The organism is Variovorax sp. R-27 (assembly GCF_049913215.1).
In the GTDB taxonomy this organism is placed as follows: domain Bacteria; phylum Pseudomonadota; class Gammaproteobacteria; order Burkholderiales; family Burkholderiaceae_C; genus Variovorax.
On the sequence record NZ_CP183984.1, the window covers coordinates 1926270 to 1946041 of the forward strand.

General features: G+C 68.2%; 23 protein-coding genes. 16 read left to right on the forward strand and 7 right to left on the reverse strand.

Features of this window, described 5'->3' with window-relative positions:
• Positions 1-39: 39 nt before the first annotated feature.
• From murJ to ACN9MV_RS08695, 7 genes are all read left to right on the forward strand, one after another.
• Positions 40-1593: a murein biosynthesis integral membrane protein MurJ gene (gene murJ / locus ACN9MV_RS08665; protein WP_426391843.1), complete on the forward strand. Its 1554-nt coding sequence runs from the start codon at positions 40-42 to the stop codon at positions 1591-1593.
• A gap of 75 nt (positions 1594-1668) precedes the next feature.
• Positions 1669-2520, forward strand: a complete 852-nt coding sequence (locus ACN9MV_RS08670; protein ID WP_093049627.1) for a SirB1 family protein — start codon at positions 1669-1671, stop codon at positions 2518-2520.
• Position 2521: 1 nt separating this feature from the next.
• Positions 2522-2950 (forward strand): bleomycin resistance protein, encoded by a 429-nt coding sequence (locus tag ACN9MV_RS08675; RefSeq protein WP_093049630.1) that lies wholly within the window; start codon positions 2522-2524, stop codon positions 2948-2950.
• Positions 2951-3094: 144 nt separating this feature from the next.
• Entirely contained in the window at positions 3095-3526 is a 432-nt protein-coding gene (locus tag ACN9MV_RS08680; protein ID WP_426391844.1) for a YciI family protein, read from the forward strand.
• Positions 3527-3563: 37 nt separating this feature from the next.
• Positions 3564-3989: a YciI family protein gene (locus tag ACN9MV_RS08685; RefSeq protein ID WP_093049636.1), complete on the forward strand. Its 426-nt coding sequence runs from the start codon at positions 3564-3566 to the stop codon at positions 3987-3989.
• A gap of 70 nt (positions 3990-4059) precedes the next feature.
• A complete protein-coding gene (locus ACN9MV_RS08690) occupies positions 4060-5304 on the forward strand; it encodes an RNA polymerase sigma factor (protein ID WP_426393154.1) in 1245 nt (414 codons plus the stop codon).
• Between the two features lie 61 nt (positions 5305-5365).
• Positions 5366-6973 (forward strand): M14 family zinc carboxypeptidase, encoded by a 1608-nt coding sequence (locus ACN9MV_RS08695; RefSeq protein ID WP_426391845.1) that lies wholly within the window; start codon positions 5366-5368, stop codon positions 6971-6973.
• A 6-nt stretch (positions 6974-6979) separates the two neighbouring features.
• Here the strand turns inward: ACN9MV_RS08695 and ACN9MV_RS08700 are convergent, their stop codons facing one another.
• The 5 genes from ACN9MV_RS08700 to purM all read right to left on the reverse strand — a co-directional run bounded on the left by ACN9MV_RS08700 (position 6980) and on the right by purM (position 11437).
• On the reverse strand, positions 6980-7981 hold the full coding sequence (locus ACN9MV_RS08700) for a GlxA family transcriptional regulator (RefSeq protein WP_426391846.1): 1002 nt from the start codon (positions 7979-7981) through the stop codon (positions 6980-6982).
• Positions 7945-8574 (reverse strand): DJ-1/PfpI family protein, encoded by a 630-nt coding sequence (locus ACN9MV_RS08705; RefSeq protein ID WP_426391847.1) that lies wholly within the window; start codon positions 8572-8574, stop codon positions 7945-7947. The genes ACN9MV_RS08700 and ACN9MV_RS08705 overlap by 37 nt, the downstream gene beginning before the upstream one ends.
• 5 nt (positions 8575-8579) lie before the next feature.
• The gene (locus ACN9MV_RS08710; RefSeq protein WP_426391848.1) at positions 8580-9140 is read right to left on the reverse strand and encodes a cysteine hydrolase family protein; all 561 of its coding nucleotides are present in this window, start codon (positions 9138-9140) and stop codon (positions 8580-8582) included.
• A gap of 120 nt (positions 9141-9260) precedes the next feature.
• Positions 9261-10346 (reverse strand): AI-2E family transporter, encoded by a 1086-nt coding sequence (locus ACN9MV_RS08715; protein ID WP_176928696.1) that lies wholly within the window; start codon positions 10344-10346, stop codon positions 9261-9263.
• Positions 10347-10396: 50 nt separating this feature from the next.
• Positions 10397-11437, reverse strand: a complete 1041-nt coding sequence (gene purM / locus ACN9MV_RS08720) for a phosphoribosylformylglycinamidine cyclo-ligase (RefSeq protein WP_093049650.1) — start codon at positions 11435-11437, stop codon at positions 10397-10399.
• A 130-nt stretch (positions 11438-11567) separates the two neighbouring features.
• On the opposite strand from purM, the gene hda reads away from it, so the two are divergent.
• The 6 genes from hda to ACN9MV_RS08750 all read left to right on the forward strand — a co-directional run bounded on the left by hda (position 11568) and on the right by ACN9MV_RS08750 (position 16959).
• Complete coding sequence (gene hda, locus ACN9MV_RS08725; RefSeq protein WP_305367572.1) at positions 11568-12254, forward strand: DnaA regulatory inactivator Hda; 687 nt, start codon at positions 11568-11570, stop codon at positions 12252-12254.
• Between the two features lie 27 nt (positions 12255-12281).
• The gene (gene pcnB, locus ACN9MV_RS08730) at positions 12282-13916 is read left to right on the forward strand and encodes a polynucleotide adenylyltransferase PcnB (protein ID WP_093075518.1); all 1635 of its coding nucleotides are present in this window, start codon (positions 12282-12284) and stop codon (positions 13914-13916) included.
• Entirely contained in the window at positions 13913-14551 is a 639-nt protein-coding gene (gene folK / locus ACN9MV_RS08735; protein WP_426391849.1) for a 2-amino-4-hydroxy-6-hydroxymethyldihydropteridine diphosphokinase, read from the forward strand. The genes pcnB and folK overlap by 4 nt, the downstream gene beginning before the upstream one ends.
• 5 nt (positions 14552-14556) lie before the next feature.
• Positions 14557-15165, forward strand: coding sequence for a trimeric intracellular cation channel family protein (locus ACN9MV_RS08740; protein ID WP_093049662.1), 609 nt, complete (start codon positions 14557-14559; stop codon positions 15163-15165).
• A 125-nt stretch (positions 15166-15290) separates the two neighbouring features.
• A complete protein-coding gene (locus tag ACN9MV_RS08745; RefSeq protein WP_012746613.1) occupies positions 15291-15935 on the forward strand; it encodes a DUF47 domain-containing protein in 645 nt (214 codons plus the stop codon).
• Between the two features lie 13 nt (positions 15936-15948).
• A complete protein-coding gene (locus ACN9MV_RS08750; protein WP_093075515.1) occupies positions 15949-16959 on the forward strand; it encodes an inorganic phosphate transporter in 1011 nt (336 codons plus the stop codon).
• Between the two features lie 3 nt (positions 16960-16962).
• Here the strand turns inward: ACN9MV_RS08750 and ACN9MV_RS08755 are convergent, their stop codons facing one another.
• Together ACN9MV_RS08755 and ACN9MV_RS08760 are read right to left on the reverse strand one after the other, a co-directional pair.
• Complete coding sequence (locus ACN9MV_RS08755) at positions 16963-17409, reverse strand: hypothetical protein (protein WP_426391850.1); 447 nt, start codon at positions 17407-17409, stop codon at positions 16963-16965.
• Positions 17406-17930 (reverse strand): GNAT family N-acetyltransferase, encoded by a 525-nt coding sequence (locus ACN9MV_RS08760; RefSeq protein ID WP_426391851.1) that lies wholly within the window; start codon positions 17928-17930, stop codon positions 17406-17408. Before ACN9MV_RS08760 ends, ACN9MV_RS08755 begins: the two co-directional genes overlap by 4 nt.
• Before the next feature lie 179 nt (positions 17931-18109).
• Here ACN9MV_RS08760 and rpsP point away from each other — a divergent pair, with 179 nt between their 5' ends.
• Genes rpsP through trmD form a run of 3 tightly spaced genes read left to right on the forward strand, consistent with a single transcriptional unit; the run spans position 18110 to position 19706 of the window.
• The gene (rpsP, locus tag ACN9MV_RS08765; protein ID WP_093049676.1) at positions 18110-18373 is read left to right on the forward strand and encodes a 30S ribosomal protein S16; all 264 of its coding nucleotides are present in this window, start codon (positions 18110-18112) and stop codon (positions 18371-18373) included.
• Between the two features lie 15 nt (positions 18374-18388).
• Positions 18389-18943, forward strand: a complete 555-nt coding sequence (rimM, locus tag ACN9MV_RS08770) for a ribosome maturation factor RimM (protein WP_426391852.1) — start codon at positions 18389-18391, stop codon at positions 18941-18943.
• 16 nt (positions 18944-18959) lie between these two features.
• On the forward strand, positions 18960-19706 hold the full coding sequence (gene trmD, locus ACN9MV_RS08775) for a tRNA (guanosine(37)-N1)-methyltransferase TrmD (RefSeq protein WP_426391853.1): 747 nt from the start codon (positions 18960-18962) through the stop codon (positions 19704-19706).
• Positions 19707-19772 lie beyond the last annotated feature (66 nt).

Here is a 19772-nt window from a genome sequence, read left to right on the forward strand (position 1 = left end):
CCCGTTTCGGCACCTTCGCGGGCCCTACACTCGGCCCCCGTGTCCCTGCTCAAATCCGCCTCCACCGTCTCCCTGCTGACTCTCGCTTCGCGGATCACGGGCCTTGTGCGCGACGTGCTGTTTGCCTCGGTTTTCGGCGTCAGCGCGCTGACCGACGCCTTCAACGTCGCATTTCGCATCCCCAACCTGTTCCGGCGGGTCTTCGGCGAAGGCGCCTTCAGCCAGGCCTTCGTGCCGGTGCTGGCCGCGCGCAAGGCCGAAGACGGGGAAGAGGGCGCCCGGCAGTTGATCGACCATGTCGCCACGCTGCTCACCTGGACGCTGCTGGTCGTGTGCGTGGCCGGCGTGGCCGGCGCGCCGCTGCTGGTCTGGGCCATGGCGAGCGGACTGCCCGGCTTCGACTCGGCCGTGATCATGACGCGCTGGATGTTCCCGTACATCGGCTTCATGTCGCTGGTGGCGCTGGCGGGCGGCATTCTCAACACTTGGCGCAAGTTCGCGGTGCCGGCGGCGTCGCCGGTGCTGCTCAACATTGCGCTGATTTTGGCGATCGTGGTCGGGGCGCCGCTGTTCCGCCGGTGGGGCATCGAGCCGATCTACGCGCAGTGCGTGGGCGTGCTGGTGGGCGGTGTGCTGCAGCTGGCCCTGCAGATTCCGGCGCTGTGCAAGCTCGGGCTGATGCCGCGCGTTGGCGCGAGCTTCCGGGCGCTGCGGACCGCATGGACCGACCCTGCCACGCGCAAGGTGCTCAAGCTGATGCTGCCCGCGCTGCTGGGCGTGAGCGTGGCGCAGATCTCGCTGCTCATCAACACGCAGATCGCCTCGCACCTTGCAGTGGGCAGCGTCACCTGGATCACCAACGCCGACCGGCTGATGGAATTCCCCACCGCCATGCTCGGCGTCGCGCTCGGCGTGGTGCTGATGCCGCAGCTGGCCGGCGCCCGCGCCGCCAAGGACGACGCTCGCTATTCGTCGTTGCTCGACTGGGGCCTTCGTCTCGTCGTGCTGCTTTCCGCGCCTTGTGCCATCGCGCTGCTGCTGTTCGCCAAGCCGCTGGTGGCGGTGCTCTTCCACAACGGCGCGTACACCGGCGAGGACGTGGGCCGCACGACCCTGGCGCTGATGGGCTACGGTGTCGGGCTGGTCGGCATCGTGGCCGTGAAGGTGCTCGCGCCCGGCTACTACGCCAAGCACGACACGCGCACGCCGATGCTCATTGCCGTGGGCGTGCTGGTGCTGACGCAGGTGCTCAATATCTTCCTGGTACCGGTGCTGCAGCACGCGGCGCTGACCCTGACCATCGCCATCGGCGCGCTGGTCAATTCGACCTGGCTGCTTGTCGGCCTGATGCGCCGCGGCAGCTACAAGCCCGAACCGGGCTGGGGCAAGTTCGCGCTGCAGGTGCTGGCGGGCACGCTGGTGCTGGCCGGCCTGCTGTTCTGGGGCTCGGGCCATTTCGACTGGGTCGGCCTGCGCGAGCAGCGCCTGTTGCGCATCGGCCTGCTCGCCGCGCTGATCGCCGGCTCGGCGCTGCTCTATTTCGCCGTGCTGGCGGCCGTCGGCGTGCGGTTGCGCAGCTTCCTGCGCCGCTGAAGCCAGCGCGCAGGGCGTTGGCAATACGCACGTGTTCCGCCTTGACGCTCCCTGAATGCTCCTCTACAAAGACACATGACGTTCAGCTTTCAGGTTCCTACCGCACTGGAGTATTTCGAATCGCTGGTTCGCAGCGACGATCAATTTCCGTTGCTCGAAGCTGCCGCCAGCCTGGCGCAGGACGAATACCCCGATCTCGACGTTCAGCAGGTGCTTGGCGATGTAGACCAACTCCTGGCCCGCCTGAAGCGCCGCCTGCCGGCCGACGCCGCACCGCTGGCCCGCCTGCGCGCCCTGAACCAGTTCTTCTTCAATGACCTGAGCTTCGGCGGCAACGTCAACGACTACTACGACCCCGACAACAGCTACCTGAACGCCGTGCTGCGCACCCGCCGCGGCATTCCGATCTCGCTGGCCGTGCTGTGGATGGAACTGGCGCAGGGCCTGGGCCTGCAGGCACGCGGCATCGGGTTTCCGGGGCATTTCATGCTCAAGGTGACGCTGCCCAAGGGGCAGGTGGTGATCGATCCTTTCACCGGCAAGTCGCTGTCGCGCGAGGAACTCGGCGAGCGGCTCGAACCCTACAAGCGCAGCAATGGCCTGGTCGGCGATTTCGACGTGCCGCTGGGCCTGTACCTGCAGCCCGCAAGCCCGCGCGAAATCATCGCGCGCATGCTGCGCAACCTGAAGGAAGTGCACCACGCGCAGGAAGACTGGCAGCGCGTCATCGCCGTGCAGGACCGCCTGATCGCCCTGCTGCCCAGTGCCTGGGGCGAGTACCGCGACCGCGGCATCGCGCACGCCGAGCAGGGCAACACGGCGCAGGCCGTGCGCGACCTGGAAACCTATCTGGGGAAGGCCGAGGACGCCCTCGACATCGACGCGATCGCCGAGCGCGTCGCCATGTTGCGCCGAATGGCCAGCTGAAATGAACACCAAGGCCGGTGTGAGCCCGGCGCCCGACCTGGGCACCCTGCATGAATTCCACGGCGTGCAGCCGGTGCTGCCGGTGTCGGACGTGTCGCGCGCCGCTCGCTGGTTTCGCGACGTGCTGGGCTTCGAGCTCGACTTCATCGCGGGGGAGCCGCCCAGCTACGCCCGGGTGAAGAAGGGCGACCGCAGCTACGGCGACCCGGTCTACCTGAGGCTGTGGCAATGCAACTCGCGCGAGGCCAAGCCCTGGCGCGGCGAAATCGTGATCCACGTGGGCAAGGACATCGACGGCCTGCACGCCGCCTATGTGAAGCGCGGCGTGACGGTCATCGAGCCGCCGACCTCCCAACCCTGGGGACTGCGCGAATTCGCGATCCGGGAGCCCGACGGCCACGTGCTGCGCTTCTGCGGCTACCTGCCCTGAAGCCTCAATTTCAGAAACACAAAATTACAAATAGATCGATGCGATCGTGTCGATCCGTCTTCCGCTCGTCCGACGTGTGAACAGGAGCAGGCAAATTTCATTCGTCAGCCGCTCCCAGTCTCATCAACCTTCAGGAGAAACGACATGCGATTCATGATTCTGGTCAAGGCCAACGCCGATTCCGAAGCAGGCGTGATGCCCAGCACCGAAATACTCACCGCCATGGGCAAGTTCAACGAGGAACTGGTCAAGGCCGGCGTGCTGCTGGCGGGCGAAGGCCTGCACCCCAGCTCCAAGGGCGTGCGCGTGCGCTGCGAAGGCCCGAGCAAGCGCACCGTCATCGACGGCCCCTTCGCCGAAACCAAGGAGCTGCTGGCTGGTTTCTGGCTGTTCCAGGTCAAGTCAAAGGAAGAAGCCATCGAGTGGATCAAGCGCAGCCCCTTCCAGGAAGGCGAGATCGAGATCCGCCAGGTGTTCGAGGCTGCCGACTTCGGCGATTCGATGACGCCCGAGCTGCTCGCCCAGGAAGACCGCCTGCGCGCCGAGACCGAGGCCCGCGCGAAGGCCGGCAGCTGAAGCAGCCGCAACCGAATCGAACCCAAGGAGATCCACCATGCGATTCATGCTGCTGATGATTCCCCACGGCTACGAAACCGCCGCGCCCGGCACCATCCCTGAAGACGTCGATGCGGTGTCGGCCATGATGGCCTACAACGAATCGATGCAGAAAGCCGGCGTGCTGATCAGCTGCGACGGCCTGCATCCGCCCTCGATGGGCGCGCGCGTGAGCTTCAAGGACAAGAAGCCCAAGATCGTCGACGGCCCCTTCGCCGAGGCCAAGGAAGTGCTCGGCGGCTTCTGGGTCATCGACGTGCCCTCGCGCGCCGCCGCCATCGAATGGGCTGCCCGCTGCCCCGGCTCCGACAACGAAGTCATCGAGGTGCGCCAGATCCAGGAAATCGGCGACTACCCGCCCGACGTGCAGGCGCTGACCAGCGAGTTCGCGTCGATGCAGACGGTCAAGAAGACCGAGCCGTAAAGCTGTGATCAGGGAAGAGGGCCGCGCGGACGTCGCCGCCATCCACCGCACCATCGAGGCGGTGTGGCGCATGGAGTCCGCCAAGATCATCGCCACCGTCGCGCGCATGGTGCGCGACGTGGGCCTGGCTGAAGAGCTGGCCCAGGACGCGCTGGTCTCGGCGCTTGAGCAATGGAGCGAATCCGGCGTGCCCGACAACCCCGCGGCCTGGCTCACGGCAGTGGCCAAGCGCCGCGCGCTCGACCGCCTGCGCCACCTGCAGCTGGCCGAGCACAAGGCCGGCGAAATCGGCCGCGAGATCGACGCGCAACATGAGATGGCACAAGACGATTTCGCCGAGGCGATCGATGCCGCGCTGGACGACGACATCGGCGACGACCTGCTGCGGCTGGTGTTCACCGCCTGCCACCCGGTGCTGTCGACCGAGGCCCGCGTGGCGCTCACGCTGCGGCTGATGGGCGGCCTCACCACCGATGAAATCGCGCGCGCCTTTCTCGTGCCCGAGGCCACCGTGGCGCAGCGCATCGTGCGCGCCAAGCGCACGCTGGCCGAGGCGCGCGTGCCCTTCGAGGTGCCGCGCCGGCACGAGCTCGAAGCCCGGCTCGCCTCGGTGCTCGAAGTGATCTACCTGATCTTCAATGAAGGCTACTCGGCCACCGCCGGCGACGACTGGATGCGCCCCACGCTGTGCGACGAGGCCCTGCGCCTGGGCCGCATCGTGGCCGAGCTTGTGCCGAAGGAGGCGGAGGTGCACGGCCTCGTGGCGCTGATGGAAATCCAGGCCTCGCGCACCGCCGCGCGCATGGGGCCTTCGGGCGAGCCGGTGCTGCTGCTCGAACAGAACCGCGCGCGCTGGGACCAGATGCTGATCCGTCGCGGCCTCGCGGCGCTCGCGCGTGCTGAAGCACTCGGCGGCGCGCTCGGCCCCTATGCGCTGCAGGCCGCCATCGCCGCCTGCCACGGCCGCGCGCGCACCGCAGACGAAACCGACTGGGGCCGCATTGCCGCGCTCTACGACGCGCTGGCCGAGCTCACGCCGTCGCCCATCGTCGAGCTCAACCGGGCGGTCGCGTTGTCGATGGCCTTCGGGCCGGCGACGGGGCTGGAGGTGGTCGATGCGCTCATGGACGAGCCCTCGCTCAAGGGCTACCACCTGCTGCCGACCGTGCGCGGCGATCTGCTCTTCAAGCTCGGCCGCCGCGACGAGGCGCGCAAGGAATTCGACCGCGCCGCGGCGCTCACGCGCAACACGCGCGAGCGGGCGCTGCTGCTCGCACGTGCGCGGGCCTGCCTCCTCGATGGCCCCGCCGGGTGAGCTGAGCGCCGGCTGAAGCTGCGCTGGCCCGCGCGACCGGTGCCGGGAGAAAATGCGCGCCATGCTGCGCACCCCCTCCCTCCGCCTCCTGTGCGTTTCCTGCCTGGCCCTGCTGCCGGCCCTTTCGGCCCAGGCCCAGTTCGACCCCGCCAAGGCGTGGGTCGAGCCGCAGGCCATCGCCGCGCGTTTCCCCGATCCGCCGGTGAGCTACGCCACGCCGGGTTTTCGCGCCGGGCGCGCCGACTTTCCTTCGCATGCCGAGGTGCTGGCCTTTTTGAGCGACCTTGCGCGCCAGTCGCCGAACGTTCGCGTCGAGCGCCTGGGCCTGACGCAGCAGGGGCGCGAAATGCCGCTGGTGGTGCTGGCCGACCAGGGGCGAATCGATCCCGCGCGGCCTACCGTGATGGTGATCGGCCAGCAGCACGGCAACGAGCCGGCCGGTGGCGAAGCCGTGTTGGCATTGGCGCAGCAGTTCGCCAGCGAGCCCGGCGCCGCGCTGCTGAAGAAGGTGAACCTGGTGCTGGTGCCGCGCGGCAACCCGGACGGCGCCGAGCGCTTCACCCGCGTCACCGCCAACGGCATCGACGTGAATCGTGACCACCTGCTGCTGCGCACCCCCGAGGCGCGCATGCTCGCGGCCGCCACCTTGCGCTACCAGCCGCAGGTGGTGCTCGACCTGCACGAGTTCACCGTCGGCGGCCGCTGGATCGAGAAGTTCGGCGCGGTCATGAAGTACGACGGCCTGCTGCAGCCTGCCACCGTGGGCAATCTCGACTCCGCCATCGCCGTGGGTGCGCAACGCGACTACGTCGACGCCATCCAGTCCGCATTCACGCAGGCCGGCTTGCAGGGCTTCAAGTACCACACCACCTCCGGCGGCAAGAGCGAAGACCGCACCGTGTCGATGGGCGGCGTGCAGCCCGACACCGGACGCAACGTGAGCGCGCTGCGCCAGGCCGTGAGCCTGCTGCTCGAAGTGCGCGGCGTGGGGCTCGGGCGTGCGCACTTTGCGCGCCGCGTGCACACGCAGGTACTGGCCGCCACCACGGTCATCGAGACGGCCGCGAAGCAGGGGCCGGCGTTGATGCAGCTCACCGCGCAGGCTGGCCAGCGCGCCAAGGCCGAGGCGTGCCATGGCGATCTGGTGGTCGAGGCCTGGCAGACGCCGACGCGGCAGCGCCTCGAATTCCTCGATGCGAAGACCGGGGAAGACAAGACCATCGACGTCGAATGGCGCGCCGCCGAGCCGCTCAAGATTGCCAACGCGCGCCCGCGCCCCTGCGGTTATCTGCTCGCGGCGAGCGAGACCACGGCCGTGCAGCGCCTGCAGATGCTGGGCGTGCGGGTAGAGCGCATCGACAGCGCGGCGCCCTGGCAGGTGGAGCGCTACGAGATCCTGTCGCAGACCGACGGCCAGCGGCAGGATGCGCGTGGTGCCATCGAGGACGGCGAGGCGATCCGCGCCTTCCGCGTGCGGCCGCGGGCCGGTCGCGCGGTGGTGCAGCCGGGGAGCTTCTACGTGTCGCTCGCGCAGCCGCTGTCGCCGCTGGTCAGCGCGGCGCTGGAGCCCGACTCGCAGAACAGCTATGCGGCCAACCGGCTGCTCGAGATCGGCGACGACAGGCTGCTGCGCGTGCCCGGGCCGGCGCCCGTCGGCGTCTGGCACTGAGCGTTTTCAGGCCTTGAAGGCCGAGCCCGCCTCCGAAGGCGAGCCCGGCAACCCGAACTGGTGCCACGCGCGGCGCAGCTGTGTGTCCGAGCCGAAGCCCGATTGCTCCGCCGCCCGCGTCACGCTCGCGCCCGAGGCCAGCGCGAGTTGCGCAGCCGCGAGCCGCAGCCGCCGCAGATAGGCCAGCGGCGCTACGCCCGCATGCTCGACGAACAGCCGCGTGAGATGCCGCGCCGAGGTGTGCCCCACCTCGGCCATGCGCGGCACGCTCCAGTCCGCCTGCGGCTGCTCGCTGACCGCGTCCTGCACGCGATGCAGCGCGGCATGCAGGTGGTTGCGGTAGGCGAGAAAGGGCGACAGCTCCGGGTCGTGCGGGCCGCGGCGCAGCGCCACCACCATGGTCTGCGCGACCTGCGCCGCGAGCGCTTCGCCGCACAGCCCGGCGATGCGGTGCAGGACGAGGTCGATGCCGGTCGTCACGCCCGCGCTGCTGTACAGCGGCGGGTCGATCACGAACACGCGGTTGCTGACCACGTCGCAGCGCGGCTCCACGGCACGAAGTTCGTCGAGGTGCTGGTGGTGCGTGGTGGCGCGCCGGCCCGCCAGCGCACCGGCATGCGCGGCCAGCACCGCGCCGGCGCAGATCGTCAGCAGCTCCAGCCGGTCGCGTTCGAAGCGCAGGCCGCGCAGCCAGTGCAGCAGGTCTTGCGTCTCGGGGTTGTCGATGGCGATGGTGTCGCCGGGCAGGCCGACCAGCACGATCCAGCCGGGGCCGTCCCGCTGCGTCGGCAAGGGCGAGAGCCCGGCCAGCGCGACACCGACCGAGCCCATCGTCGTCGGCCGGGGGCTCGCGAACTCGATGGCAAAACGCTCGGGCTGGCCCATTGCGCGCAGCCGCTGGTTGGCGATGCGCAGCGCCTCGGCCGGGCCGGCCCAGTCGAGCACGATGCTGCCGGGCAGGAGGACGAAGACTACGCGGATGGGTCGTGGCTGGGGTTGCGGGTCCATGCGTAGTCCATCTGGCGCGCGGTGCGCTCGGCCAGTTCGCGTCCGGCCAGCCGCTCGACGAGGTGCAGGCTCATGTCGATGCCGGCGCTGATGCCCGCGGAACTGACGATGCGGCCGTTGTCGACCCAGCGCACGCCGTCGCGCACGTCGAGCGAAGGAAAGCGCTCGCGCAGGTCGGCGATGTCTTCCCAGTGGGTGGTGACGGTGTCGTTCGCGATCACGCCGCTTTCGGCCAGCAGGAAGGCGCCGGTGCAGACCGAGGCGACGACCTGCGCACCGGCTGCGCTGTGGGCGATCCATCGCAGGGTGTGGGGGCTGGCCATCGGCGCGTCGACCACGCCGCCGGGAACGATCAGCACGTCGGCCTTCGGGCTGTCGGCCAGCGTGTGGTTGGCCAGCAACTGCAGGCCGGCGCGCGCCTGCACGGGCTGGCCGTGTGCAGCGTGGGCCACCGATGCGACATTGAACGGCGCCGTCGTGCCCGGCTGCATCCGCTGGCTGACCCGGCTCGCGGTGGTGAACACTTCGAAGGGGCCGGCGAAGTCCAGCGCTTCGACGCCGTCGAAGGCGAGGATGAGCACGCGCAAGCTCATGCCGCTCACGCCACGGCCCGTTCGAGCGCCTGTGCCACGGTGCAGACGGTGGCGAAGCGGCCCTGCAGCACGGTGGCGGTGCGGGCCTTGATGTCGGCGGCCGAAAGCGGCCGGCCGTCGGGCTGCACCATGTCGAAGGTGAGCGTGGCGTCGGTCACGTAGTCGACCTCCCAGCCCAGGTCCGAGGCGTGGCGGGTTGTGGTTTCGCAGCACTGCTCGGTGCGGATGCCGCTCACGATCAGCCGGCCGATGCCGTTCTGCGTGAGCCAGATGTCCAGCCCGCTGTTGACCAGCGCGCTGTGGCGGTGCTTGGTGAAGGTGGCTGCTGCGGCAAAGTCGGCAAGCCCGCCGATGGGGCGCACGTGGCCCGATTCGACGGCAAACGGGTTGCTCGCATCGGAGGGCTCGTCGGTGTGAAAGACCCGCGCGATCGGCACGCCGGCGGCGGCGCAGCCTTCGATCAGCGCGTTCTGCGCGGCGAAGTAGGGAGTGGCCTGGCTCTCGGACCAGTACGCGCGCTGGCGGAACGATTCCTGGGCGTCGATCACAATCAGACAGGTTTTCATGGCGGGGCTCGCAGAGGCAAAGTGGATGATGCCGCCTATTCTTCTGCCTTGCCAGCCCGCAGTCCGCTCGCGGCCGGACCAAAACCGATCAGATCAGGACATTGCTGCCAAACGGCCTCGTCAGACCAGTGACGCCGCCTGCAGCTCTTTCTTCAGGTACGCGTAGTACAGCGGCGCCGCCACCAGCCCAGCCGGCCCGAACACCGCCTCGGCCACGAACATCACGGCCAGCAGCTCCCACACGCTCATCTGCGTGCGTGCGCCGACCACCTTGGCGTTGATGACGTACTCGGCCTTGTGGATCACGATCAGGAAGATCAGGCACGCCGCCGCCGTGACCGGCGACACCGACAGCCCCACCAGCGTGATCACCGAGTTGCAGACCAGGTTGCCCACGATCGGCACCAGCCCCGCCAGGAAGGTGAGGGTGATGAGCGCCGGCGTGTACGGAAGGTGAGCCCCCCACGTCGGCATGATGAACAGCAGAAAGATCGCCGTGAGCAGCGTGTTGAAGGCAGCGATCCAGAATTGGGCCGCCACGATCTGGCCGAAGGCTTCGCCGAAGGTCCGCACGCGCTGGTGCAGCTGGTCGGCCAGCGGCAGGCGGCGCAGCGGCGCGTGCGCCACGGCGGCCAGGCCGCCCACGATCAGGCCCACGTACGAAAAGAGAATGCCGTGCAGCCAGGCACGCCCGGCCACGGCCAGCGAGCCGGCCTGCGCGCGCAGGTAATTGGCGATCACCCGCTGCACCTCGGCGGCGCCCTCGGGCAGGTAGACAGCGATTTCGACCGGCAGCTTGGAGCGCAGCTCCAGCACCGTGCGCGCCGTGTAGTCGAGCAATTCGCGGTACTGGTCAGGCGCGTCGACGATGTATTCGCGGGCCTGCGACAGCAGCAGCGTGATCAGCGCGATCGGCCCCACCAGCACGAGGATGACGGCCAGCACGCCGGCCCAGCCATCGGCGCGCTGGCCGCCGAGTGCCGGAATGCGCCGCATGCCCGCGCTCAGCACCCGTGCGAACCACCGCGTGGCCAGGAAGCCGATGCAGACGCACAGCAGCCCCGGCAGCAGGTGTTCCCACATCACCAGCAGCAAGGCGGCCAGCATCAGCAGGTAGCTTGCGATCATCACGCCGCGCGAGGCGGCCGGGCGGTGGACGGGGGCCGTTGTCACGGCGGGGCTGATGGGTTGTGGCTTCTTGGCCATCCGGGGCGTCGCGTGCTCAGTTCAAGACATTGTGGATGGGCAGCCGGCGCTCAGCCGACGACTACCGCGGCGCCTTCGCCGCGCTCGGCGATCACGCCGATCTCGTGCACCGATTCGCCAGCGGCGCGCAGCGTAGCGGCGCAGGCGGCGGCTTCAGCCGCGTCGATCACGACCACCATGCCGATGCCGTTGTTGAAGGTGCGGTTCATCTCGATGTCGTCGATGCCGGCCACCTTCTGCAGCCAGGCGAACAGCTCGGTCTGCGGCCAGCTGCCCTTCTTGAGGTGGGCGGCGGTGCCTTCGGGCAGCACGCGCGGGATGTTCTCGAGCAGGCCGCCGCCGGTGATGTGGGCCAGTGCCTTGATCGGGTGCTTGCCCAGCGCTTCGAGCACGGGCTTCACGTAGAGGTGGGTGGGTTCCATCACGGCTTCGCGGAAGGGCTTGCCGTCGAGGGTGGCGGGCAGGTCGGCGCCGGCGCGTTCGATCACCTTGCGCACCAGGCTGAAACCGTTGGAGTGCACGCCGGCCGAGGCCAGGCCCAGCACCACGTCGCCGGGCTTGACGTTCTGGCCCGTGAGGATCTTCGACTTTTCGACGGCGCCGACCGCAAAGCCCGCCAGGTCGTACTCGCCGGCCGGGTACATGCCGGGCATTTCGGCGGTTTCGCCGCCAATGAGAGCGCAACCCGAGAGTTCGCAGCCGCGGGCGATGCCGCCGACCACGGCCGCGGCCGTGTCCACGTCCAGCTTGCCGCAGGCGAAGTAGTCGAGGAAGAAGAGGGGCTCGGCGCCCTGCACCAGCACGTCGTTGACGCTCATTGCCACCAGGTCGATGCCGACCGTGTCGTGCATGTTCCATTCGAAGGCCAGCTTGAGCTTGGTGCCCACGCCGTCGGTGCCGCTCACCAGCACCGGCTCCTTGTAGCGCTTGGGCACCTCGAACAGGGCGCCGAAGCCGCCGATGCCGGCCAGCACTCCTTCGCGCATGGTCTTCTTGGCCAGGGGCTTGATGCGGTCGACCAGCGCGTCGCCGGCATCGATGTCGACACCGGCATCCTTGTAGCTGAGAGGAGTGGGCGTAGGGGAAGTCATGGGTGGTCGAGGTCGGGAAGGACGCGAAGAGTAGGAGCGGAAGGCGGCGCCGGTAACCATGGTGGCCGGGCCGATAGAATTCCTCACGATTTTAAGGGCCCTCGCGGCCCCCTCCATGAACCTTCCCGGGATGAAACAGCTCGCGCTCGATATCGGCATTGCGACGGGCCCCAGCTTCGACGCCTTTTTTGCCGGCCCCAACGAGGCGGCGCTGCGGCACCTGCAAGTGTGGGTGGGCGGCGCCGGCAGCCCCGCGCTGCACTCGCCGGTGCCCACCTATCTTTGGGGCGAAGGCGGCAGCGGCAAGAGCCATCTGCTCGAATCGGTGCGTGTCGCACTGCGCGAGCAGGGCGCCAGCGTGGGCTGGCTGCACGCCGGCCTGCTGGAGCCGCCCGAGTTCGACGAGCGCTGGGGCGCCGTCCTGCTCGACGACGTGCACCTCTACACCGCCGTGCAGCAGCACGCGGCCTTCAACTGGTTCGTCAACGCCCAGACCCTGCAGCGCGGCGTGGTCGCCGCTGGCGCCTTGCCGCCGGCCGACCTGCCGCTGCGCGAAGACCTGCGCACCCGCCTCGGCTGGGGCCACGTGTTCCACTTGCAGGTGCTGAGCGAAAGCGAACGCCGCGCGGTGCTGCGCCAGGCCGCCGATGCGCGCGGCGTGATGCTGTCCGACGACGTGCTCGACTACATGCTGCACCGATTCAGCCGCGACCTCGGCAGCCTGATGGAGCTGCTCACACAGCTCGACGGCTATGCCCTGCAGACGCAACGCGCGATCACCATTCCGCTGATCCGCTCCATGCTCGAGAACGAATAAAAGAGCGAACTAGGCTTTCAACCAACAATGATCAAGAAATTCATCGACAAGCTGCTCGGCAAGACCGCCGGTGGCACGCAGGGCAAGAGCCGCTTCGGCAAGCGCCAGGAGGTGCCGGCAGAGGTTCACAAGATCGATCCGGCCCTGGTCGACGAACGCGCGAAGAACGTGGTCACCACGCTGCAGCAGGCCGGCTACGAGGCGTACGTGGTGGGTGGCGCGGTGCGCGACCTGCTGCTGGGGCTGCGCCCCAAGGACTTCGACGTGGCCACCAACGCCACGCCCGAGCAGGTCAAGTCGCTGTTTCGCCGTGCATTCATCATCGGGCGGCGCTTTCGCATCGTGCACGTGGTGTACGGCCGTGGGCGCGAGCACGAGGTGATCGAGGTCTCGACCTTCCGCGCCTACATGGACAACGCCGCGGCCGAGCAGGTGGCGGGCAACGAGCGCACCAGCAAGGGCGAGCTTGCCAGCATGAAGCACGCCGTGGACGCCAGCGGCCGCGTGCTGCGCGACAACGTCTGGGGCCCGCAGGAAGAAGATGCGGCGCGCCGCGACTTCACCGTCAACGCCATGTACTACGACCCGGCCAACCAGGTCGTGGTCGACTATCACAACGGCATCAAGGACGCGCAGAAGCTCACGCTGCGCATGATCGGCGACCCGGCCACGCGCTACCGCGAAGACCCGGTGCGCATCATTCGCGCCATCCGCTTCTCGGCCAAGCTCGCGGCCCTGGGCTTCAAGATGGAAGCCAAGACGGCGGCCCCGCTGATCGAGTCGAGCAAGCTGCTGGCTGACGTGCCGCAAAGCCGCCTGTTCGATGAAATGCTCAAGCTGCTGCAGACCGGCCACGCGATTGCGACCGTCGAGCAACTGAACAAGCTCGGCCTTGCCCGCGGCATCTACCCGCTGCTCGACGTGGTGGTGGAGCGCGCCGACCAGCCCTTCGTGAAGGCCGCCCTGCAGGACACCGACCGCCGCGTGGGCGAAGGCAAGCCCGTGGCGCCCAGCTTCCTGCTGGCCTGCGTGCTGTGGGCCGACGTGCGCGACGGCTGGGCCCAGCGCCAGGAAGGCCGCCACGGCCAGCGCCCGCAACCGCCATTTCCGGCGCTGCAGGACGCCATCGACGACGTGTTCAACGCCCGCATCGGGGATGTCTCGGGCCGCGGCAAGCTGGCCGCCGACATGCGCGAGATCTGGATGATGCAGCCGCGCTTCGACAAGCGCACCGGCTCCACGCCCTACAGCCTGGTCGAGCAGGCGCGCTTCCGCGCCGCCTTCGACTTCATGCGCCTGCGCGCCGACGTGGGCGAGGTGAGCGAGGCGATTGCCGAGTGGTGGCAGGAATTCAGCACCGCCGACGACGTGCGCCGCCAGGACCTGCTGGAGCAGGTGCGCGAGGAGCAGAAGGTGCGTCAGCGCGTGCGGGTGCGCGAAACCCCGGCGCCGAAGCCGCGCGGCGGTGAACCGGCTGCGCGCAAGAGCCAGGCCCCCGATTCGGAGCAGGACGACGAAGTCGAAGAGGTTGAAGTAGAAGCCGGCGCCGTGCCGCCCGATGGCGAGGCGGTACCGCGCAAGCGCCGGCGTCGCCGCAAGCCCCGCACCGGAGGTGGTGGCGGTGCTGGTGGTGGGGGCGGCGGGAGCGCCGGAGGCGCATGAGCACGCCCAACCGGCCGAAGGACGGCAAGCCAGGCCCCAAGGCCAAGGCTGCACCGCCGCGTGCGGGCGGTGGTGCCAAGCCACCGTCTGCAGGCGCAAAGAGCGGACCGCCTGCGCGCCGCGCGCCCACCCGTGCTCCTTCGCGCAGCCCGCGCGGCCCGCGGGAGGACTACCCCACGGCACAGGCCTTCATCGCCATCGGCGCCAACCTGGGTGATGCCGAGGCAGCCGTGAAGGCCGCCATGGCGGACATCGGCGCACTTCAGCGAACCGTGGTGACGGCCCGCTCGTCGCTATATCGCAGTGAGCCGGTGGATGCCGAAGGCCCCGATTTCATCAACGCCGTGGTGGCCGTGCGCACTGGCCTGGATGCCGAGCAGTTGCTCGTGGCGTTGCAGCGCCTGGAGGTGCTGGCCGGCCGCGAAAGGCCATTTCCCAACGCGCCGCGTACGCTCGATCTCGATTTGCTGATGCACGGCAACTCGGTGATCGACACGCCGACGCTGACCTTGCCGCACCCCCGCATGCGCGAGCGCGCCTTCGTGCTGAAGCCGCTCGCCGAAATCGCGCCCGACAAGGTGCCGCGCGCGGCGCTGGCACGCGTTACGGGCCAGGTGGTCAAGCGCATCGTCTGAAGGCTGTGCTGCTCTACGTCCTCGATCTCGCCGGCGTGGCGGTCTTCGCGGTCAGTGGGGCGCTGGGGGCCGGCCATGCGGGCCTCGACTGGCTGGGCGTGGTGGTGATCGCTTCGGTCACCGCGGTGGGCGGCGGCACGCTGCGCGACCTGCTGCTCGACCGCCATCCGGTGTTCTGGATCCGCGACACCCGGTATGTCTACGTGATCCTCGCGGCTGCGGCGCTCACCATCGTCTGGGTGCACCTGTTGCCGGTGCCGGAGCATGCGCTGGCCGTTGCCGACGCCCTGGGGCTCGGCCTGTTCGCCATCACCGGTGCGCAGGTGGCCGAGGAGCGGCGCCTGCCGGCCGTCATCGTGCTGCTGGTCGGCACCATGACCGGCGCGGCCGGTGGGCTGCTGCGCGATGTGTTCACCGCCCGCGTTCCGCTGCTGCTGAGCAGCGGCATCTACGGCTCGGCCGCCATCGCGGGCATTGCGGCCTACCTGCTGCTGCAGGCGGCCGGAACGCCGCGGCGCTGGGCTTTTCACGCCGGCGTGCTGCTGATCGTGGCGCTCCGCCTGGGCGGAATCTACGGCGGCTGGCACCTGCCGGTGCTGCGCTTGCCGGCCTGAAAGTCGGGTGTTCCGGCAGCCCCGAAAAGCCTGCCCGGCCGGGCAGGGCCCGCGCGCCCGTTAAACTTCGCCGGTTTTTCATCAAGGCGTCATGAAACTGTGATTGGCGCTCCCCTGGAGTTTTCATGTTCGGCAAGCTGCTGCCCCGCGAGGGCAATTTCTTCGAGATGTTCAACCAGCACGCCGAGCGTATCGTGGAGGCGGCGAGGGCCTTCGAGCAGCTCGTTGCCAACTACAGCGACGTGCACCTGCGCGAGCAGTACAACCGCGACGTCGACAACGCCGAGCGCGCCGCCGACCGCGTGACGCACGACGTCAACCGGCTGATCCACAAGACCTTCATCACGCCCATCGACCGCGAGCAGATCCACAAGCTCATCAACACGATGGACGACGTGGCCGACCTGATCCAGGACTCGGCCGAGACCATGGCGCTGTACGACGTGCGCCACATGACCGACGAGATCGTTCGCCTCACGGCACTGAGCGTGAAGTGCTGCGACCGCCTGAAGGATGCCGTCAAGTTCCTCGGCAAGATCGCCGACCCGGCCGTGGCCGAGGCCACGCTGAAGACCTGCGAGGAAATCGACCGCCTCGAATCGGACGCCGACCGCGTGATGCGCAGCGCCATGAGCAAGCTGTTCCGCGAAGAGCCCGACGTGCGCGAGGTGATCAAGCTCAAGGCGATCTACGAGCTGCTCGAGACGATCACCGACAAGTGCGAGGACGTGGCCAACGTGATCGAGGGCATCGTCCTCGAGAATTCCTGAGCGGGCAGCGCTGATGGCAACGGTTCAGGTCGCCCTCTGGGTGGTGATAGTGCTGGTCGCGCTGGCGATCCTGTTCGACTTCATGAACGGGTTCCACGACGCCGCCAATTCGATTGCGACGGTGGTGTCCACCGGGGTTCTCAAGCCGGGGCAGGCCGTGGTGTTCGCGGCCTTCTTCAACCTGATCGCGATCTTCATCTTCCATTTGAGCGTGGCCGCCACCGTGGGCAAGGGCATCGCCCAGCCGGGGGTGGTCGACGTGCACGTGGTGTTCGGTGCGCTCGTGGGTGCCATCAGCTGGAACCTCGTGACCTGGTACTACGGCATTCCGAGCAGCTCGTCGCACGCGCTGATCGGCGGCATCGTGGGCGCGGTGATCTCCAAGACCGGTACCAGTGGCCTGGTGGCCTCGGGCATCTGGAAGACGGTGGCCTTCATCTTCGTGTCGCCGCTGCTGGGCTTCCTGCTCGGTTCGATGATGATGGTCGTGGTGGCCTGGGGCTTCCGGCGCGCCACGCCGTCGCGCGTGGACCGCTGGTTCCGCCGGCTGCAGCTTGTTTCGGCCGGCGCCTACAGCCTGGGCCATGGCGGCAACGATGCGCAGAAGACCATCGGCATCATCTGGATGTTGCTGATCGCCACCGGCTATGCCAATGCCGGCGATGCGAGCCCGCCGACCTGGACCATCGTGAGCTGCTACGCCGCGATCGCGCTGGGCACGATGTTCGGCGGCTGGCGCATCGTGAAGACGATGGGCCAGAAGATCACCAAGCTCAAGCCCGTGGGCGGCTTCTGCGCCGAGACGGGCGGAGCGCTGACGCTGTTCCTGGCGACGGCGCTGGGCATTCCGGTGTCGACCACGCACACCATCACGGGTGCCATCGTCGGCGTTGGCTCGACGCAGCGCGCGAGCGCGGTGCGTTGGGGCGTGGCGGGGAACATCGTGTGGGCGTGGATCTTCACGATCCCGGCCTCGGCGTTCGTGGCGGCGATTGCCTACTGGATCAGCATCCAGCTGTTCTGACGGCTACTGCGAGATCTTCCGGCCCTCTTCGACCTGGTGCTCGAAGTAGCGCTGGAAGCTGAACACGATGCTGGCCATCAGGATCGTGCTGCCGAAGAAGAGCGAGAGCACGACGGCACCGATGGTGAACCAGTTCGTGCGGCCGGGTTCCGCGTCGGCCGGTGCGCTGGCGTTGAAGCGGGCATTCCACTTCTCGGGCGTCATGAGGCCATAGATGATGGCCGTCAACGCGCAGCCTGCGATGGTGAAGCCCAGCAGCGGGATCAGCGCCCAGCTAACGCCGTCGTCCACCCCGTACATGCGCACACGCTCGATGCCGTAGATGCCCAGCGCCGTGGGAATGGGCAGCAGCCAGCCGAGCAAGTCGCCCATGCCGCGCAGGTAGAAGCGGTGCAGGCCGAGCGGGCCGCCGAGGAAGGAGAGCCAGGCGGCGGTGGTCTTGTTTTTCATTCGGGTTTGGTGGTGCTGCCTTCGCCGAGCACTTTTTCCATCAATACGACATCGCGCCATTCGCCGAACTTCCAGCCGCAGTCTTTCAGCACGCCCACGTGCGTGAAGCCCTGGCTGCGGTGCACGCCGACGGAGCCGGCGTTGGCCGAATCGCCGATCACCGCGATCAGCTTGCGCACGCCGGCCGCCTCGGCAGCCTGCGACAGCGCTGCCAGCAGCTTGGCGCCCAGACCCTTGCCGCGTGCTGACTCCGACATGTAGATCGAGTCTTCGGCCGAAAAACGGTAGGCCGGGCGCGGCTTGAACCAGTTGCAGTAGGCAAAACCCAACACTTCGCCATTTTCTTCGACAACCAGATACGGCAGGTTCTTGCCCAGTACGTCGGCCCGGCGGGCGGCCATGTCGGCGGGGGAAGGAGGCTCTGTTTCGAAGGTACCGGTGCCGTGCAGCACGTGGTGGGCGTAGATGGCGGCGATGGCCTCGACGTCTTCGTCGCGGCTGGGGCGGATGGTGAGGGGCATGCGGTGGAAACGGGTGGCGCAAGGCCGGAATTCGGAGAAAACGCGGGTCGGGCTATAATCGCGGGCTTTTCAGCGTGTCGCTGGCCGGGTGGCCATGTCGCGTGTCTCGACGCTGGAAGAACATTGTGAGCGGGCCTCTTCTTCATCCATAAGGCCTGCTGACCACCCAAGGATAAATCATGGTCGTCATTCGACTCTCCCGCGGCGGCTCCAAAGGCCGTCCGTTCTTCAACATCGTCGTGTCGGACAAGCGCGTTCGCCGCGATGGCCGTTTCATCGAGCGCCTGGGTTTCTACAACCCGACCGCCAAGGAAAACGAAGAAAGCATCCGTATCGCCCAGGACCGCCTGGCCTACTGGAAGAGCGTCGGCGCACAAGCTTCGCCCACCGTTCTGCGCCTGATCCGTCAAGCTGCCTCGGCAGCTCCCAAGGCGGCGGCCTAAGCCGTCCGCACGGCGATGCTGCCCGCACTCGAAACCGCCGAATTGCCGGCGGATGCGATTGAAGTAGGGCGCATCGCCGATGCCTGGGGCATCAGGGGCTGGTTCAAGGTCCTGCCCCATAGCGCTCAGCCCGAGGCGCTTTTTTCTTCCAAGCGCTGGTTCCTGCAGGCTCCCGGAGCCTCGGCAAGCACCGCTTTCCGGCTCGCGATCCGCGAGGCCAAAGAACATTCCGACTGCATCGTCGCCACATCCGAGGACGTGCCCGACCGCAATGCAGCCGAGGCGCTGCGTGGCGCGCGTGTGTTCGTGCCGCGCTCGAGCTTTCCTACGGCCGGCGACGACGAGTACTACTGGGTCGACCTGATCGGCCTGTCGGTGGTCAACCGCGAAGGTGTGGTGCTCGGCACCGTGCGCGAGCTGCTCGCAACTGGCCCGCAGACCACGCTGGTGCTCACCGCCGAAGAAGACGGCAAGGCCATCGAGCGCATGGTGCCCTTCGTCTCGGTCTTCGTCGACAAGGTCGACCTGCCCGGCCGTCTCATCACGGTCGACTGGCAACCCGATTTCTGATCCGGACCTTGCGCGCATGCGCTTCGACGTCCTCACGCTTTTTCCTGAACTGTTCGCTCCTTTCATGGCCAGCGGCGTGACGCGCCGTGCCTACGAGTCGAAGCAGGTCGAAGTCGTTTTCTGGAATCCGCGCGATTTTGCGCAGGGCAATTACAAGCGCGTGGACGATCGCCCCTTTGGCGGCGGTCCAGGCATGGTGATGATGGCGGAGCCGCTGGCGGCCTGCCTTGATGCGGCGCTGGCTGAACGCGGGGCGCAGGCGCCCGTCGTGTTGTTTTCTCCGATCGGGGAGGCGCTGCGCCATGAGGCGGTCGAGAAGTGGTCGGCCAGCGAAGGCGCGGTGCTGATCTGTGGCCGCTACGAAGGCATCGACCAGCGCTTCATCGACGCGCGCGTCACTCACCAGATCAGCCTCGGCGATTTTGTTCTCTCCGGCGGCGAGATTGCAGCCATGGCGCTACTCGACGCTGTGGCCAGGCTGCAGCCGGGCGTGCTCGGCGACGAGGCCAGCCACGTGCAGGACAGCTTCAACCCCGCACTCGACGGCCTGCTCGACTGCCCGCACTACACGCGGCCCGAGCAATGGAGCGGGCAGGGCGTGCCGGCGCCGCTGCTCTCGGGTCATCATGCGCAGATCGAGCGCTGGCGGCGTGACCAGCGGTTGGCCATCACGGCCGCACGGCGCCCCGACCTGATCGACGCCGCCCGCGCGGCGGGTCGTCTTGGCAAAGCCGACGAGGCCACGCTGAAAAAAAAGCTATAATCCCCGGTTCCCCGATCCTCTGCCCGGCCGCGCCCGGTCTTTTCCCGGTCATCCCGTGAAAGCCCA